This is a genomic window from Anaerohalosphaera lusitana, from assembly GCF_002007645.1.
GTDB classification, from domain to species: Bacteria; Planctomycetota; Phycisphaerae; order Sedimentisphaerales; family Anaerohalosphaeraceae; genus Anaerohalosphaera; species Anaerohalosphaera lusitana.
On record NZ_CP019791.1, the window covers coordinates 2,258,918 to 2,278,624 of the forward strand.

Sequence of the window (19,707 nt, forward strand, 5' to 3'; positions counted from 1 at the left end):
GAATGAGCACGCGTTTACTTTTCCTTATCATTTTAAGCATCAAAACCGGAGCCAATTTATTGCCAGTGCTAATAGGTCCGACAATAAAATGCTGCCATCGTGGTCGATATCATAGAACAGAGCATCATTATTCGACCAGTGCTGTGCCAGAAGAGCGTAGTCTGCAAAATCAATGTTACCATCTGCATTCAAGTCCCCGGCATAATGTGTTGTAAATGACCAGGGGTCGCCAGTTATAATCATGGCGGAATCGACCTCATCAATGCGCCAGTAGTAGGTTGTATAGTAGTCCAGGATTCCGGGATCAAAGGTATTGGTGTCGTATTTGCCAAAATATGGAGGCGGATTTTCAGCACCAAAAAAGATGAGATGAGAGTCAGCAGTCGGTTTAGCTGTCCAGGTCAAATCTTTATTAAACGGTATTCTCAACGCCGAATCCTGTGGATTTGGATTTGTCGCTTTGAGTGAATCGCGACAGATTTGAAAGACCTGCTCAGCGGACAGAGCCATATTGTAAATCCGGACATCGTCAAGCAGACCTTCAAAGAATTTGTCGCCTCCGTAAAATGTCGATTGTCCGAAGTACAAAAGGCCGGGATCGTTGTTCAAAGATCCGCTCACCAGCACTTCAGTGCCAGATGCCACGCCGTTGAGATAAGCCTTCATAACACTGCCATCATAAGTTATCGCCACATGCTGCCACTGATTGTTGGTGTAAACTATGTCAATGCCATACCAACTTCTGTTTATGTTCAGCCAATGGTTGACTGTGTTCGACCCATCGAATTCCACAACATAGCTGCCATTATTAGCATCATCCCGTTTGGCGATAATATTCTGCCAACCAACGCCAAGATTGGTCGGCTTGACCCAGAATGCCAGGGTGATTTGACTTGGTGTAAGCGTATCATGATCCGGCACTTGCACATAATCGTCTATACCATCAAATTCAACAGCGCCATCAATTCTACCGTCCTGCGGCTGCCAGAGGGGGGCACCATTAACGCTGCCGTCATTGCTCCCCCGTTGGTCTGGGACAGTAGTTGAACCGGGCTCCTCATCCAGCATCCAATGACTGACCAAGTTCGGACCAGGATCGGTAACTTCAGGCGGTACTGTGCCGGTCGTATTCGGATCAATACTTGATGGTACTAATTTGAATGTTTCAATGGAATATGGCCCGACAGGAACAGTTACAGTTGTGTTGTCGCAGGGCATTGTCTGAATTGACTTCTCAATAATGCTGGTTTTCTCAGCACTGTCCATAGTGAAGAAGGTTTCGAAATCAGCGTTCGCCTGGTTCCCTTCAATATCGTAACAGCGAACAATAACGTTGTTTTCCTTATCACACTTTTTGACAGCGCTTATTAACACGTTGTCGGCAGAAACCGAGATAAAGCTTTTGCTTGGAGGCAACGGATTACCAGCATTGGATGTTTCCACGACAACCGGCCTGAGAGGGTTGTTCGCTTGAATGCCAAACCGGTATCCGTTTTTCCAGTCCCCCGGATGGGAAAGAATCGAAAATGCATAGTGGTGATCGCCGGCTTGCAAGTACCAGTTTCCTGCATAATGGCAACTTTTTCTTGAGGCAAGCAGGATCGGCTGCAAGAGATGGTTGGCCGCCGGATTTGTTGTCGGATCGACCCAGTCGCAGACTGCTACACTGGAGCTCATGGTCACCCCGAACTGGGCGTTGCTTGCTGTGATAAAGTTCTGGACTTCCCGTGGACGAACTTCTTTGCAAGGTTGACTGTAATCAGGTTTGCCGCCTGCTGCGCCAGAGAGTTCACTCTGCCCCACTTTCACAACACCCATTGGAACCTCATAGGCAATATTGCCGTCGGTCATATTAACAGGTAACGCCATACGGAACTCTCGGGACTCGGTACCATCCCAATTGAGCAGGGAAACTTCGCAATCGATTCGCTTGACATCATTGTAAATGATCAGCTTTTCTTCGACGGTACAATGAGTCAATGTCTGCTGCAAGCTGAAAACGGTTCGTACCGGACCGTTTTCCTGCTGTGTCCATACAGGGCTGTGGGCACCAACCTGATCAAACCCTTCCATGGTGGGCTGTTGAACCTCAGTAAACTCACCCGCCCCATTGCCGACGGACTGCATGGTAAAGACTTCCCCCCCCAGGAATTTACTGGTGTCAAGGACTTGTTTTTGCAGTTGCTTATCATAAATGCCTTGTACACCACCATTGCCAAGAGTGATAACATAATGCTGATTTTCAATCTGATTGCCTGTGATCGTCGCCGGTATTCCTGATGCCTTGGAACCTTGAACCAGGTAAAAGGTTTTATATCCAAGGGCCGGGACATTCTCGGCAACAAATGTGATATCCTTGGGGCTGTTGTCGACTAAAGACAGAACCTGGTGAGGCACGGTATTGCCCTCATGATCTTCCATATGAAAATACTCGTTTGGCAGACTGACTTCGACCTGAACCGGGTCGCTCCGCTGCCAGGAAAGGGCATTATAAACAACCACCGGCGTACCCCGGCTCTCATCTGTAGAAATTCGCGAAGTAATTTGATCAAGGGCATCATTAAGCATGGCCTGCCCTTGATCACGCGCAAATTCCAGTTTTTCCCTAAACACCTGATCGGTGACATCGCCGTTATTTCCACCCCAACCATGATCGTCATAGATAGACGCTTTCCATGCCTCATCGAGTTCATCTTGTGGGTAATTCTGGAACGAACCATCCAGGACCGATTCAATGGTCGCAAAGGTCTCTGCTGCCGGCAGCAATACACCGGCCTGACGTTTGGCCGAGATCGCCCAGTGGTGCGAAGGACCGTGAATATAAAGCCATACATTGGGCCGTTCGCCGGTTATTGTCTCAAAAGAAGGATTGCCTTCTTCGATTGACTGAAAGAACTCCTCCGTGGCAGAATACTTGACTTCTGGCGGCAGGTAGATGGGATCTGTTCCCGCAGCAATCCCGTCACTACGACGTTGCGCGGTTTCGTCAACAAAAGTGTCGTAATTTGCCGGACCGATATAATCCCAGCTATGGAGAAAGGCATAGCTGGGGTTAATCTGGTTATCCTGGTAGTCCTGTGTTCGTCCATCAAGAAGCCGTCCAATTTCATTGAGAAAAGCATCCGTATCAGGTAAGTCCTTCAAGTAGGCAAAGTTGCCATAGTTGCCCATTGACCAGCATAAAACGCTGCTGCCGTCCGGGCTTGCCCAACGGAACAATCCCTCATCATGCCGGCTTATGAGCAAATAAGGGATATCTGCTTTTGAAAGGATCTGCGGCATTTGCAAACTGCGGCCCGGGACATCGGGATTATAGGCAACGCGAGCTGTTACTCCCGGGAAAGTATCACGTATAAGCTTTGCTCCGTGGTAAACTTGCCGCACCAACTGTTCACTGGAAAGCAGGGATTCGTAAGGTTGATTATAAGTTGCGCCCCAGTCCAGGCGGCCGCTCAGAGAGCGTAGATAAACTTCATCTCGCTTTTCAGGATTACGTTCAAGGTACTCAAGCAGGTAAAGAACGTTTTCCATGCTGAAATGCACATCATCACGGACAGCCATCCGTTCCAGAGCAGGGGTAATGCATTTTGAGTCTCTCCAGGCAATGGTTGCAGCCGGAGTATCGAACCAGGCGATGTCGTTATGACTGGAACAAATAATATGAACCGTGCCGTCTGCAAAGTAACCCCAGTTTGGGGGAGTGGGAGTTTGAACTGTACGGCTGCCAAGCAGATCCGTATCGCCTTCCACTTCACCGTAAATTTGTATCTCTGTAGGCGTATTCTTTACCGGGAGCCAGAACGTATAGGGGCTGGTCAGGGACGAAACGTCTAAGCGTTCGATCGTCTTTCCGTCCGCATGGACCTGAATATACGAGTAGCCGCTAAGCATCTCTACAGGGGCAAGCTCCAGTTCCGTTTCAACCTGCAATTCGCCGCTTTCATTGCGAATGTTGTCTCCCGGAAAAGTGACACCTGTTAAAAGGGAAGTCAGTGTTGCCGAATCCGCATAGACCTCCATTTCGTAGATACGCGCATATGCATTGGCGTCTGGTTCGCCTTTAGTGATAAATAATCGGACATAACGTGTCTCCACAGGCGAAAAAGTATGCGTTGTCTCATCAAGAGTGTTATCCGTTATCGGCGATACCAGATCAATCCAGGAACCATCCGACGAACTGGCTTTTTGAATCTGAAAGTCGGATGTATTATAGCCCGATGTGTATACGCCTTCATGCTTGATGACAATTTTGTGAATCGTTCTTTCTGTTTTTAAGTCAACTACCAGCCAGTGCGGAACGACATTATTTGCAGAGTTCCATTTGTCCGTTGCTTGCGCGGCCCACTTTCCGTCAAAGGCTCGGTAGGGTTCATAGCCGGGGCCGTAGTAACTGCTGGCGGAGGCCTCCGTTCCCCATTTATTTAATGCCACATTTAACTCGCTCCCCATGAGTGGGGTACTGGATCCGATCAAAGACAATGCCGCTACTATAATAAAATGTCGGAAATGTTGTATCTTGTGAGCAAACATAATCATATCTCCTGAGAATAAAGCCAATGTCTTGCAAGAATACTAAAATCGAGTAAGTCTACAGTGCCGTCATTGTTAAGATCGGCAATTAAATCCGTAAGAGCACTTTCGGCCGGTTCTCCGCTGATGGTTGGGTCGTAATTAACGTCTGTCGTCAGGAGCACACGGTCCAGAGTCGCACCATCTTCCCGCATCCAGAGATCAAAATTATGCACGCCCGCTGTTTCAACCGTTATCTTTGGTCGTTCCCCGCTACCTTTTTGCGAAATCCAATTGAAACTGCCGTCTCGAAGTACACGCAGAGCCGATGAGGCACCGGAGCTTGCACAGACTCCGTCCAATCCATAATGTATACTGTCAGACGCTATATCAGCGGCCTTGGCTTTGACCCAAATATAATATTCGCCAGCCGTCTCAAAATCTATCCGGTAACGTAGCTGCGGCGACTTCTGATCTATCTGAACATCGATGCTGCGGGACTGATCGGGCAGGGCCTGCATAAAACCGTCCGAAGACTCATTTTCATCAAAAGGTACCCAGTCGCTGCCAGCCATCGAACCGCTGCCGGGAGTGTTCGTGGTGAAATGCTCGGCCTCCATTACCACATGTCCGGCTGATTCGGTATATGTCACTGCGTTCAGATATTCTGCGGCAAAAGTGTTCAGGTCGGACAAGTCAACATCGCCATCAAAATCAAAATCGCCGGGGACCCCTACGGTAATATTGAGAATGGTGTTATCGAAATAACCTGAACTATCATTGACAACCCTAACAGTAAACGAGTTGAGGCCAAGGTCATCAAGAGTCGGTGTGCCGGATAACCCCCCATCGGCCCCAACCGTCAGCCAAGCCGGCCCTGATATTTTAGAAAAGGCTAGATAAGTATCCTCAATATTGATAATGTCACCAGACAGCGAACCATTATAAGCGAGCCCAGCGAAGATGCCGGGTTTATTTAACGGGTCCATCTTAAACAACAGAAGTGACTGATGCCAAAGGTCAGTAATTTCGGTCTTATTCAACGCCCGACTATATATCCGAACGTCATCAATAGCACCGTCAAAAATACGTGTATTATTATAACTGCGGCCAATATTCAACGAATTGGCGCCAGGATCAAAAAACCCAGTTTTGCCAGTCGAAGCACTCTCAAAACCATTAATATACACCTTAATAGTGGACCCATCATACACACCAGCAACATGATACCACGAGCCCGTAGACATAATTGGATCGGTAATGGCTTCCGCCCAGGTTGAATCGATTGCAAGAGCAAATGACAGGCGACCATCATCACCACAAGAAAGCGTATATCCCTCCATATCTCCGTCCCACTTGGAAACTATTCCACCCTGCCAATGATTTGCCTGCCAGGTATCGGCCCTAATCCAGGCGGAAACGGTCAACTCTTCAGTTGGATTCAGGCAGGAATTATCGGGGACATTAATGTAATCATCAAATCCGTCGAACTGAAGGGCTTTGCCGATTTTGCCTGGAACTGAGGCAATGTCATAAGTCGTGTTTGTAACCGATCCGTCATTCATACAACCGCTCGCATCATCTGCGACGGCACCGGAAGTTTCTTCCATTTCCCAGTGACCTCTTAAGCAACTGAAGTCCGTGGTAAAATGCCAGACGGTACCGGTAACTACACTTTCGTCAGCAAATACTTCATCGATCCGCCAAAAATATTCAGTTTGATCCATTAAAGGCAAATAGTAGATACTTTCCTGAACGTCACCTTTGTATTCCGGCGAGTATCTATCAGCAAGCTCAACGGCCGTTTGATTCGTTCCTAAATAAACATCATGCCTGACAGCGATATCAGGGCTTACCCATTGCAGCGACGCCTTTTCCAAAACATCTGTCTGGCCGTCGTAAGGATGAGGATGTTCAGCATGTCCACCTTGAAACAATGTCTGAATCCCTTTGGAATCGAGTGCATAATTATAAATGCGGACCTCATCGATTGCACCATCGAACGTACGGGAGTTGGCGTAGGCACCTCTGCCAATGTTTAACGGGCTTGTACTCAGAGCAATAGAACCGGATTGCGGAGTCGAAGCAACTTCCGAGCCGTTTATATATACCCTGATTGACGAACCATCATATGTTCCGGCCACATGATACCATGTGCCTGTAGACATCACCGAATCGGTGAGCGCTTCTGGCCAGCCGTTGACTGCAAGAGCGAAGGATAGACGGCCGTTACCGCCGCAACGCAAAACGTAACCGCCCGAGTCTCCGCTCCATTCAGCTTTAGAAACAATGCTGCCATTCCAGGAGTCCGTCTGCCAGGTATCAGCTTTAATCCAGGCAGAAACAGTAATTGCGTTTCTTGGATTTAATAACGGAGTGTTTAGGACAGCGATGTGATCATCCGTGCCGTCAAACTGCATCGCGGTCCCGAACGCACCGGGGACTGAAGCGATATCAAAACTCGTGTTAGTGACGATACCGTCAAGGCCATTGCCGCTTCCATCCTGTGCGGTTGTGCCGGTGGTTTCATCCATGGACCAGTATGCAACCTGTTTTGAGGGCATGGATGGATCCGGCACACCGTATTGCTTTGCGGTCTCACTGAGAGGAGCAAGTAAAGACGCGGGATGATTGAGTTTGTCCTGTCCCACTTCCCATATCATCATTCCGCCGTAACTGTTAGTGAATGCATAGTCAGTCTTTTGCTTGATAGTGTCGATCCCATTAAAATAATACCCATCGATAGAATCAACATCGGGCCCCGGTTGGTACCAATCGTAGATCTGTGCATATGTATATTGATTGCCGTCGGTGCCGTATCCGTAAAATGGGACTCCAAGCACCAGTTTGTGTCTGGAAACACCATAGTCTTCCCAAAATGCCAACGCATCTAAAGCATCTTGAAATGTCGAATGGTCGGGCTTGCCCATATCGTAAGCCATGACATTTATCCAGTCTAGATGTTTCAAAGCCCATGGGTTTATATCGTAGTACCACATTGATCCAGCAATCGTTAAACCCAAATCATAAGGGCTGAGAGCTTCATCCAATGCTTGCACTAACAAACTATAGTTTTCCCTGCCCTGAGATGATAATCCGTAAGGCTCTTCCCAGTCGATGTCAACACCATCAAAATCATTGTCGAGGCAAAATTGAGTAAGTTGCGAAATGAAATTAGCAAAAGGCGTCGGATTTTGAACAAGATCATTATAACTGCCGACAATGGTTACATAAACTTTAACATTGTTGGCGTGGGCGTTGGTGACATAAACAGGCAGTTCTGAGTGATTAGTATAATCGAGCAGATTACCGCTTGCATCTGCTCCAAGGGCCATAAGATTTATATGGGTCAAACTTTGGTAATCTAAACTTGATGATATCGGGCGGTAACCAGGAATATATCCCACAACCGGGCCGGCAAATTCTGAATAATGCGTTGTTGCTGATTTGGCAATGGACGCAGCCGTTTCAGTCGGTGATGCACTCTTATCGCGTGCTTTGACCGTGTAAGTGTAAGTTGTATCTGGTTTCAGGATTCTGTCTTCATACAAAGGGCTGTCTTGCCATCCGGAGTCATGCCCGCCCCCCGAAGTGCAAGTAAAATAGTACTCGACACCGCTCGGGTCAGACGCGGTTGTCGCCTTCATAGAGATAATAAATGCCCCATTTGCATAGGGGGGAGTTTCCCAGGTCATTGGATTCGGAGTCACAGCAGAGGCAACACCTGAAAAGATAATCAAGGCGATCAAATGTAAAAGCATTTGCCATGACAACTTGGATTTCTGTTTGATCAGCATATTTATTCCGTTTCACTTCTGAACACTTAATTAAGAACATTGGGGTTCAATGCGAGACCTTTTTTTCACCGAGGTATACCGCGGCAAAAATGCAAAAGTCCAATAGGTTGATCTTACCTCACTTAAAATTCTTTTTCAGTCTTTTTACTTAGCCAGGTCTGCTCAATCTCTTCAAGGGTCCTGCCCTTGGTTTCGGGAACATATTTCCAAATAAACCAGATTGCAGGGACAGTGAATCCCGCATAAAGGAAGAAGGTCCCTGCTGGACTGATTTTTTCGAATAGAACCGGATTTGTCTGGGTTATAAGAAAGCTGGTAACCGACAATGAAAATGCGCCGAGTGCTGCTGCACGACCGCGGATACGGGTTGGGAATATCTCACCAATAACGGTCCATACGACAGGGCCGTAGGAAAATGCGAAACAGGCGACATAAATGAGGAGCGGGATAATAACCCACTTAGAGCCCAGCAAAAACAGTATCCCGACACATGCCAGCGAAATAAACACACCGAGAACACCTGTAAGCAGCAGTTTTCGCCTTCCGAATTTATCAATTTTGCGTATTGCGACAAATGTAAAGAGCATATTGACCAGACCGACCAGCACCGCTCCCATAAATGAACTCTCTGAGCTTTGCATTGACTCATTCAAAATATTCGGAGCATAATACATGATTGCCGCGATGCCACTCAGATGTGAGAATATCGGCAGCAATATTCCGATCATCAGAGGTATTCGAAGGTAAGGATGGAAAAGTTCGGTAAACTTCCCTTCTTCCTGTTGCAGCACTTTATCGAGTTCAGCCATTTCTTTACGGGCCTGATTTTCGCCGCCGATTCGGGTAAGAATCCGCATGGCATTTTCCTTTCGACCCTGGCCTATGAGCCAGCGCGGGCTTTCAGGGGCAAGAAACAAAAGGAGGAAGAATGCCAGGGCGATGGGTATTTCAGTGCCAAACATCCCGCGCCAAATTTCAGCCTTAAAGGCCCAGTGCCAGAATGAACCGGATGCCTGAGCGGATATTATACCGGCATCATCGCCAGCAGCGCGGAGAATCAGGAAATCAACCAGAAATGCTAAAAGAATCCCCATAGTTATCGAGAGTTGATAAACCGAGACCATCATGCCACGGATTTTGGGCAACGTGATCTCGGCAATATACAAGGGGGATATTGCATAAGTGATTCCCACACCTACGCCACCGATGAGCCTCGCAATAATTAGAAAGCCGAATGCGGAGGCTCTGCCAGAAGAAAACCACGGAAAACTTTCCGGTGAACTAAGAAAGGTCGGAGGCAGCATCGAACCGGTCGCGGATATTACCAGGCACAGCGATGCCATTATCAATGCAGGCTTCCGTCCCGCGCGGTCGGCAACGTAGCCGGCAAACATAGTTCCGAATATTGCTCCCAGCAACGCTGATGAAGCCGCCCAACCTAGTCCGTTTTTGGTAAGTTCAAAGTGAGATTCCAGGAAAACATTACAGCCTGAGATGATCGCGGTATCATAACCAAACAGAAAACCTCCGAGTGTTGTAATAAAACATATCCCAAAAAGGTAAAAACTGGATCCAGGTCTGGATGTGTCATTGCCCGGCGAAACCGTATTAATAGAATTCATCTATACACCTGTCAATAAGCACCATACTCTTCTACTAATTCCGAAACATGTTTCACTCTGCTTTCCAGGCCATCCGGTGGTACCTGGTCTGCGACCCCGAGAACAAATCGAGGTTTAGAACGCATAACAGACAAGACATGAATCACGAACTTATCAAACTCTTCATCAGAAATGGAAGGCGTAAAATATACCCCGGGAATGCCACCCCAGAAAATTGTTTCTTTATCACCGGTAAATTCTTCCCAATCCTCTACCGCCAAATCTCCTACTGGTGCCGGAGTCATGGCTTCAATAAATGTCAGACCAACTGTACACTCCTCACGCAAAAGTCCTTTTAGCGTACCATCCATGTGTATACAGGAAAACCTGCCGGACTCGTTAATCTTTGCGGCCCATTCTTGCTGGTAAGGTTTCATATATTGGTTGAAAAGATAAGGGCCTACAACTTCGGCCGATAAATTTTCAGGCATCATTAAAATTTCGGCAGGGCACTCAAGAGCTACTGCCGCGGCTTTGTCATGCGACTTTTTAATTGCCTGAATTGTTTGGCCAAGTGCATCCTGGTCTTCCATAAGGATATTCATAACTGCAACAATGCCGGCATCTAGCGCGACCATTTGCATCAGTGGGCTTTTCGGCAAATATGCCAGGAATAAGCCCTGATCACCAATTTGCTGCAAACGAGTCTCAGCGAAGGCATAATCAGGCTCATACAGCGTATTTTCATGTACAAACTGATAGGCAGGCAAATCTTCGACCGACTTAACCAGATATTCAGTTGGTCCTTCAGAACATGTCTCTTCCAGCCACGTCCAGCATTCCCGCAAGACTCCTTTAGGAGTTCTGATTTCCCGATACCGCTTATGACCTTCATGCCAGTTTTTGATTTCACAATTTTCGATAATAGTTTTAAATGGAAAATATCCTTGTAAATAAAACCCGACGCCCAAATCGCGGTGCCAGTCAATATAGGATTCCGAAACTTTAAAGTCTTTCGGTTGCTCACCTTTGTGTATCTTTGATGTAGCCCAGTAGTCCAAATCACCGAACCATGGCACCTTGTCAGGTTGCTGCCCATTCAAAATTGCTAATACTCTTTCACGCGGAGTCATAGAACTGGTCCTTTCAATGCGACATGTAGGTCAATATTACAAAGTATAGCTAAAAAAGCTGTATGCAATGTCCGTATAACAAAATCTCATTACATTTTAACTATTCTTCTTTGCTTTATATTCAGCATTAAACGAGAATAATCACTATTGGGGCCAAAGTTTGAATGTTTCGATCGAATGGTGACCAATTTCAGTTTTAAATTCATTTCCAGACGAAGGAATTACATAACCTTCTTCTTCAATGATATTTGTGTGCTGGACGGTTTTGATATCGAAAAATGACTGCAGACTAATGCTAGTGTCTTCGCCTTCAATGTCGTATAGCCGAACAATCACGCTGTTGTCATCTTCACATTTTTTGATTGTACTGAGAAGAACATTATCTGCTGAGAAGTTGAAGAAACTTTGTTCTGGTGGCAGCATTGCGCGGCGCTCTGCCTTCTCTTGCACAATAGCTCTCAACGGATTGTTAGCCTGTATGCCAAAACGATAGCCATTTTTCCAGCCTGGTTCATGGGACAGAATAGAAAACGAGTACTCATGGTCACCTGGCTGCAGATACCAGTTACCCTCCCAATGGCAGCTCTTTCTTGAGGCCAGGAGAATCGGCTGGAGAATCGGATAGTCTGCCGGATGCGTTGTCGGATCTACCCAGTCACAAACAGCTACGCTGGAGCTCATCGTCACAGCAAACTGTTCACTGCTGGATGTAATGAAATTCTGCACCTCTCGCGGCCGGACATCTTTGCAAGGCTGCATATAACTGCCGCCACCGCTATGTCCGCCTGACGGCCCTTCGATTTCATCTTTGCCAACTTCTAAAACCCCCATGGGTACCTCGTAAGCCACCTCTCCGTGATCCATATTGATTGGCAAAGCCATCCTGAATTCGCGGTTTTTGGTGCCATCCCATCCAATCAACAAGATTTCACAATCTATACGTTTGATATTATTATAAATCACTATTCGCTGCTGAACGGTACAATGTTTCAACTTCTGAGTCGAACTGTAAACTGTTTTTACCGAACCAGACTCCGACTTTTCGAGCTTCCATTTAGGTTTATGGCTGCTTACTTTTTCGAACCCCTGCATTGTTGGCTGTTGAACTTCGACGAACTCACCAGCCCCGTGGCCAACTGATTGCATTGTAAATACTTCCCCTCCCAAAAATTTATCTGCTCGCAGTATCTCGCGTTCCAATTTCTTGTCATAGATACCTTCAAGACCGCCAGAACCAAATGTAATCCTGTAAAATTTATTCTCATACTTATTATCTGATGCACTTACATTGATACTGCTTGAAGCTTTGCCTGGGGTGAGATAAAAAGTTTTATATCCCAAAGAAGGCATATTTTCCGCAACAAACTGTATTTCGCTAATTTCATCTTTAGAATTGACCGTGACCTGATGAGGTATTACATTACCTTCAGTGTCAACCATGTGGAATAAATCATATGGCACTTTGACCCTGGCAATTACCGGATCACTGCGCTGCCACGATAGAGCATTGAACACTACAACAGGAATCCCCTTACTATTATCAGTTGTGATTCGCGTAGCAATATTCTGCAATGATTCGTTTAATATCTTATTACCCTTATCTCTAGCAAACTCGAGTTTTTCTCTGAAGACTTGATCCGTGACATGTCCATTAACGCCACCCCAGCCATGGTCGTCATAAATTGATGCCTGCCAGGCCTGGGCCAACTCATTGTCAGGATAATAATTAAAACTACCGCAAAGCAATGCATCAACCGTCGAAAATATCTCGGCTGCAGGCAAAAGAACTCCTGCTTGGCGTTTTGCCGAAATCGCCTTGTGATGCGTAGGGCCATGAATATATAACCACAGATTTGGCCTTTCGCCTTCAATCGTTTCAAAAGAAGGAGAACCGGCTGAAACCGCATCAAAGAAACTTTCAGGTGAAGAATATTTCATTGTTGGCGGAATATATGTTTTGGGCAATCCTAAACTGGCAAGTTTTGAACGATTAGCTTGCCAATCCTGTATCTGCTTATCATAATCTGCTGGCGAAATATAATCATCTGAATGTAGAAAAGCAAAATCGGCGGGTATCTGACGCTGATCGTAATCACTAGCCCATTTAGCGGTTTGGCCTTTAACGGTCGCAATGTTATCAGCTAAGTTTCCCTCGAGCATGTTCTGACGGTCCACTTCAACATAAAGCCCCATAGACCATGCGAGGATACTGCTGCCATCTGGACTTTCCCAATTCGCCAATCCCTCTTTATGGCGGCTAAGCAGCAAATATGGAACACCTGCTTTGGCAAGAATCTGAGGCATTTGCATGGTTCTGCCGGGCACATCCGGGTTATACGCTACACGTGCAGAAGCTCCCGGTATCATTTTTCTAATCAGTTTTCTGCCGTAATAGAGTTCTCGAACTAGCTGTTCACCAGAAAGTAATGCTTCATATGGTTGATTGTATGTAGCCCCCCAGTCAAACTGCCCAGTTGCAGTTAGACGATAGATTTCTTCTCGCTTTTCTGGGTGGCGCTCAAGATATTCCAGAAGATATAAAACGTTTTCCATGGAGAAAGTAACATCTTTTCTTTCTTCCATCCTTTTAAGGGCGGGGGTGATGCAGGCATGATCTCTGCGTGCAATCGTCTCTGCCGGTGTATCAAACCAGGCAATGTCATTATGACTGGAACAGATAATATGTATAGTGCCATCTGCAAAATAACCCCAGTCTAACGGTTTGGGGGGCATCACTGACCTTGACGCGATTTTCTTGCCCTGAATTGCTAACGATAGTATTATGGGATCAGACTTAACAGGTATCCAAACATTCAAGTCGTCCAGCTTGATTGGCTCGCCGTTATCGACCGTCAACACCATTTCAGCAAGTTTGCTCGCTGTTGGGACCGGAAAGACATTTAGTCGAGCCTGAGTTTCAAGGGTTCCTTCATTATTGCGATACTTATTGGCAGAAAAATCTGCATCAAGCAAAGTATCGACTCTATCGATCCTTGCATAAGCTTCAACTTCATAGATACGGGCATACAGGTTATTATCCTGTGCGCCTTTTTCTATGAGCACACGAATATAACGCATATTCGTGGGTTGGATTTCATGTATGGTGATGTCATCAATATTACCTCTGACAGGTGAAACAAGATCATCCCAGGGCCCATGCAAAGATGCCCCTTTCTGAATCCGAAAATCAGAGGTGTTGTACTTGTCCCCGTCGCTAAGCACTCCTTCGTGTTTAATGACGATTTTATGGATGGTACGTTCAGTTCCCAGATCAATGCTAACCCAATGCGGCTCATTTGTCGCTGCAGAATTCCACTTATCAGTTTCCCTGGAAGCCCATCTGCCATCCAGTATGTTAGATGCCTTATAGCTTGGGCCGTAATTACTGCTGGCCGTCGAGGTTGTCCCCCACTTGGCAAGGGCAACATTAACCTCTTCAACCGAAACCTCATCCGCAGCACTCACTTGACAGATAAATAACGAAGTTAACACTAATCCTGCTTTAATAAGTCTTTTCATTTGTCTTCCCTTGACGATAATCTGCCATGCTAACACCGGCTTTGCGGTCGGGCATCATAAAATATAAACTATTATTAGCCATATACAGGACAACTGCCAATCCTAAGCAGATTCTATTTATACTTTGTTAAGTCATTCAACCTGTTACTACCTAATCATTGAAATAAATTATTTCGCCCAACCATTTGTCAGCCAGATCAAGTCATCCTTGCCAGCATCTGTAGAGGGGACCTTGCTGCCCCATGCATTGTTGAATTCACTTTGTGGTGTGTCTAAGTATTCTATGGTTTCTCGGCTCCATTTTCGGCTGTCAACGTGACCATCAACATAGGCAAAAGTACTCGAATCATTATGAAAAGCTGACAAATATGGATCACACCAGGCCGTGGTACTAAAGCCATTTGGACTGCTTTCGTCAGGAAAAAGAATCCATGAGTTCATATTGTATCCTCTGCTGTCATTTTCTTCGACGATAGCATACTTCCGCGAAGGCTGCTTGACCTGGGAAATTTTGGTGAAGACTCTCCATGGATAATACCCCTCCGGACCTCCTAAACTGTCAGGAATTGAGTATGTCCGAAATTTGGCATTACCCTGCTGGTTATTGGTCCTTTTATCACTGGGGCAATGAAATGCATCCGCATCTGAACAATAGCTGTAAATTGCCCCTCGTTTGATCCCTTCACGTCGTTCCTTTTCCGTGGCATCAAATTCATCGGCAGAACCCGAACCATCCAGCTCATATGGAGCCCAAACCCAATCCCATGTATTGCCCCAGCCGTGTCTCGTGTCATAGGTCCACGAACTGCACATCTGGCCGTCATTGTCTTCAGCATAAAGCCTCCATGCCGTTACCATTGTTTTGGCATTGGAACCGCAAACTGTCGACTTGGCAAGTTCCTTAACTTTGCCCAAAGCAGGCATCATTATCGCTAGAAGCAATGCGATTATCGAAATTACGACCAGCAACTCTATTAGTGTAAAGCCCTTCTTTTTCATAATCTGTCTCCCGCTTGATCCCCTCAAGTTATTGTTGTCTATTACCGTCAATACCGCCGAAGCTAAATTCTTATTATGGGCCCGTACCAGCTTTTGGTACGGGCCCGAGTAAAACCGCGATGCTTCAATTACCGTAACTACTTACAATCAGGGACCCGATTGCATTCAAGCCACTGACCGGCAAATATCGCAAAGTCATCAATATCTACGTCGCAGTCACCATCCATATCGCCGGCTCCGACTGGTTCCACACAGATCTGCGAGTCTGTCATTACGTCGGTATACATGTGGGCGATCTGATAAGGATCCAGAGCATAGTTCCATATCTTGACCTCGTCGATCAAGCCATTCCATGACCAGGTGCCCTCAGTTGTATCGGCTCCAATTGTCAGCGGAACATTTATTGGTTGTGGAGTAATCACACCACTCTCTGCTGCCAGCACGCCGTCAACAAAGAGCTTGAGTGTCTGCGATTCGGGGTCATACTGGTGAACGAGTAAATGCCAGTTACTATCAGCAATATTGGATCCGCCAAAGATATCCAAAATGGTTGTCGGTCCCCAGCTAAATCTCGCGGCAGTACTTTGCTGGGCAGTCACATATACAGCCCAACCAGCATCATCAAACTTGGCGATAGGTGAATACCAGGAGTCATCAGATGTTGTATTAACCCATACACTGACCGTCTGACCCAGAGGATAGTAATTAAAGACATCTTCACTGCCTGGAATGCTTACATGTGAACTGTCACCGGCTAGCTTAAGGCTTTTACCGCTTATACTGTTTGGGTCATACACAGGGCTATTCGGATCAGAGTACTCACCAACCCAGCCATCAACAGTGTCAGTCAAATTATCATCAAAATCCCAATGCGCCATCTGCCTTTTTGTCCACAAACCGGCAACATTTGAATCCACGCCTTCCGGAGATGCATTGTTAATTATCTTGCAATAATATGCACCTTCATTGTCCTTCTGAACATCAGTAACTGTCAATGTTGCTGTTGCGGTACCGGAATACTTGGCATCATCGCTAAGCTCCGTTTCATTCTTGAACCACTTGAAACTTGTGCCGTTGACTTGCTCGATATCAAATACGGCGGTCTCGCCTGCTGCTACAACCAATGAATCAGGATCTTTTGTTACAACCGGTGTTTGAGGGGTAGTCTTAAAGTTCCATGGCCCGCCTGTGTACCAGTCAATGCCGTCAGTCGCATCTACACGCCAGTAATAAGTCGTATCATAATCCAGTGCCAAAGCATATGTCGTAGTCGGGGTTGCCGGCGTAACACTTACACCATCGATAAGATTGTTGGCCGAGTCTACAAAATTTGGATCATCAGCACGCACGTAAAGTTTGTAATCCTGGGGAGCATAAGTATCCGGCTCAAGCCATTCCAGTGTAGTTTCAACCGGGACAAGGGTCGCGCCGACACCAGGTGAAACTACAGATGGTGTCACAAAAGCATTATAGTCATACAGGTCTGAAATTTCTCCTTCGGAGAGCGCACCGTTCCAAATCGTAAACTCATCGAAGCTGCCGGCAAAGGTCGAACCCCAAAGAGAAGTACCTCCGACAAAGACTGCATCATTAAGCGCATCCACCAGCTCCGGAGTTCCAGTTCCTATTGCAGTGCCGTCCACATACCCCGTCAACGTTGTCCCATCAAACGTGAATGTGTACATGTGCCATTGACTGTCAGAAGCATACTCATTACCTGCAAAAGAAATATCGCCATAAATGGGGGGCTCACTTAGCCAGGACAAGCCCCAGAAATATATGTCGTTGTCGCCACTGCCACCAAAAGCATTAAAGATTCTGCGGGTTCCGCCTTCGTCTTCTGTCTCATTACCGGAGTAGTCCTCTCGAGCACTAAAACCAGCCAAAGCAGCCAAACTCGGAAGCGGAGTGTCAATATTCAGCCACATATTCATCGACCAACTGTCAGTTGCCTGTGTCGGAACATTGGCCGTTGTACCGGCTGCGGCGTCAACTGAGACACCGGCATCCAAAGAAATCGCCTGGCCGAACTGGCCGGAGACATACGACGCTGTGCCGCCGTTGACGGTTCCATCGTTGCCGCTGCCGGATGTGTCAAGTGTATTGCCCTCAAAACTCCACTTATGGACCAGCTCGGCTCCCTGGGAGAATCCAGCCACAGACAGCAATACTGCCAGCAACAGAAACATTCGAATAGATAACATTCTCATTTTTGTTTCCTTTCTGTAAGTTACTATAAAAGTGTTTTCGAACTTAAACCAGTTTAGTTTTGCAGGCACAAAGACTTACGTAAAATGCAGCTAATTGCACATCACCCGCATTGAGCACCAGTGTCTCAATGCTTAACCCTTGTCACGAAAAATCATCACCTCCTATCTTTTATTCCATAAGTATCGTTTAATTGTGTGCCTGTTACTGTCTGGCGTATAAGTTCGAAATCCCTTGAAACTGTCGCTCGCATTTGCTGCGACAGCACCTCCAACGGGATGTAAGTCATTTTAAAACTAAATTGCAGCTGGCTCTTGAGTTCCACCGTCCTCGCTTATGGCTGTTGCTGTCAGGAACTGAAATTTGCGATTTTGTTGATGCCCACCCCCAGACTGCTCTGGCGGGCCTTGAGTTCCACCGGCAACAATTGCCGGACAGGATTTTTTTTCGCACCTGTTAAATGTTCATACAGCAGCTTGGCTGCCTGATAACCCAGTTGTTCAGCCGAAGGTACCGTACCTACGCTGCTGAGCGGAACTTGCATCTTGGCCGCGAAAGGCATGTCATTACTGCCGACAACGAAAACATCCTTGCCTATCTGCAATCCGAAATTTTCCGCGGCAATATAAATACCTCGTGCAATAAAATCATTGCCGGAAAAGATGCAATACACATCGTCTTTACGCGTACTAAATAGCCTGGTCGCTGCTTTGATACTGTATTCGAGCCCAACATCAAGAGTGCTTGCCAGCTCCTGCTCACCTACCAGAAAATCAAAAAAATATGGCTCTAGATCGAAATGATTGTGTGCTTGCATGCCCCTTGACCACCCTTTATACCAGTCTCGCGCTCCGCTGGGCTTGTCCGCAAAGCCAAGGAAATATACAGGACGGCCATGGAGCTCCAGTAAATGAGTAGTCGCGTCAAAAGCTATTGAAAAATGATCGCACTCAACCGAGCTGGCCTCAACGCCCGGCAGTACGCGATCAAGAAAAACCACCTTTTTGCCGGCATCTATCGCTCGCTGGACAGCTTCTCCGTAACCCGGCAACTCAAAAGGAAGTACCAGAAGGCCATCGATGTCAGGGCCTGGATTCTCAATAGCTTCTAGAAAACTTCTTCGTGAATTACCCACATCCATCATGGCGTATTCGATGCCCTTTTCCAGCATGAAGCGTCTTATGCCTGAAGAGGCGATCGCGTAATACGGGTCGTCATGATGGCATGTTATGTAAGATACTGCAAACGTCTGACTGGAGATACCATTGCCGCTGCCGTCATTTGCAACTATGCACTTGCCTTTATGTAAGGAAACAACTCCGTCCTGCTCCAGCAGCTCGAAAGCGGATTTGATCGTTCTGTAAGCAACATTCCACTCTTTGGCAAGAAATGTAATCGATGGAAAAACATCGCCTGCGGAAATCTCGTTGGTGTCAATTCTTTTTTGCACTTCGCGACGGATTTGCTGATAAAGTGGGTTCGACTTGTTCTGATTTTTATCCAGTTGGATGTTGGCGATCCTGTTCATACATTCATTCCCTTACAGCTAATTTGTCTGAATCTACCACTGCTAAATGCCGTCATGTCCGCAACTTCAATATATGAAATATACTGCAAAGTCAATAATATGTCAAGGAAAATGCAATTCAGTTGCCGTGTAATATCAATAAAGTGCATGGAAAAGTCTCCATCTCGGCCTGTTTCTGCATCGGGCACTGCATCGCTGGCCGTGTCGGGGCGGGCATTTTAATTGACGTAATCCTGGCTGTGCTGGGTGGGCCTGGAGGTCATGGCGTGAATTTGTGAATTAGGCCGGTATTATCGGCTGGCATGAGCTTTTGGGGGACTTGACAGGCCGTCTGGCTGGCTAGTTTAAAGGTAGAGGGCTTGGTCAGGGGTAGTGCTGGTTACTATCCAGAATTGTTTCGAGTGAGGATGCAA

The 19,707-nt window shown here is 46.6% G+C and carries 8 protein-coding genes; all 8 read right to left on the reverse strand.

Annotated elements, in window-relative coordinates; all coding sequences use genetic code 11:
• Positions 1-39 precede the first annotated feature (39 nt).
• The 8 genes from STSP2_RS09290 to STSP2_RS09325 all read right to left on the reverse strand — a co-directional run bounded on the left by STSP2_RS09290 (position 40) and on the right by STSP2_RS09325 (position 19,294).
• Positions 40-4,530, reverse strand: a complete 4,491-nt coding sequence (locus tag STSP2_RS09290; protein ID WP_169853108.1) for a LamG-like jellyroll fold domain-containing protein — start codon at positions 4,528-4,530, stop codon at positions 40-42.
• Positions 4,531-4,532: 2 nt separating this feature from the next.
• Positions 4,533-8,306 (reverse strand): LamG-like jellyroll fold domain-containing protein, encoded by a 3,774-nt coding sequence (locus tag STSP2_RS09295; protein WP_146662036.1) that lies wholly within the window; start codon positions 8,304-8,306, stop codon positions 4,533-4,535.
• A gap of 122 nt (positions 8,307-8,428) precedes the next feature.
• The gene (locus tag STSP2_RS09300; protein WP_146662038.1) at positions 8,429-9,928 is read right to left on the reverse strand and encodes a sugar porter family MFS transporter; all 1,500 of its coding nucleotides are present in this window, start codon (positions 9,926-9,928) and stop codon (positions 8,429-8,431) included.
• 11 nt (positions 9,929-9,939) lie between these two features.
• Positions 9,940-11,040 (reverse strand): uroporphyrinogen decarboxylase family protein, encoded by a 1,101-nt coding sequence (locus tag STSP2_RS09305; RefSeq protein ID WP_146662040.1) that lies wholly within the window; start codon positions 11,038-11,040, stop codon positions 9,940-9,942.
• Between the two features lie 144 nt (positions 11,041-11,184).
• The gene (locus STSP2_RS09310; RefSeq protein ID WP_146662042.1) at positions 11,185-14,559 is read right to left on the reverse strand and encodes a glycoside hydrolase family 38 N-terminal domain-containing protein; all 3,375 of its coding nucleotides are present in this window, start codon (positions 14,557-14,559) and stop codon (positions 11,185-11,187) included.
• Positions 14,560-14,727: 168 nt separating this feature from the next.
• Positions 14,728-15,558 (reverse strand): type II secretion system protein, encoded by an 831-nt coding sequence (locus STSP2_RS09315; protein WP_146662044.1) that lies wholly within the window; start codon positions 15,556-15,558, stop codon positions 14,728-14,730.
• Positions 15,559-15,695: 137 nt separating this feature from the next.
• Entirely contained in the window at positions 15,696-17,768 is a 2,073-nt protein-coding gene (locus STSP2_RS09320) for a LamG-like jellyroll fold domain-containing protein (protein WP_146662046.1), read from the reverse strand.
• Between the two features lie 347 nt (positions 17,769-18,115).
• Positions 18,116-19,294 carry a substrate-binding domain-containing protein gene (locus tag STSP2_RS09325; protein WP_146662048.1) on the reverse strand — a complete coding sequence of 393 codons (1,179 nt, stop codon included), beginning with the start codon at positions 19,292-19,294 and terminating at the stop codon, positions 18,116-18,118.
• Positions 19,295-19,707: the final 413 nt, after the last annotated feature.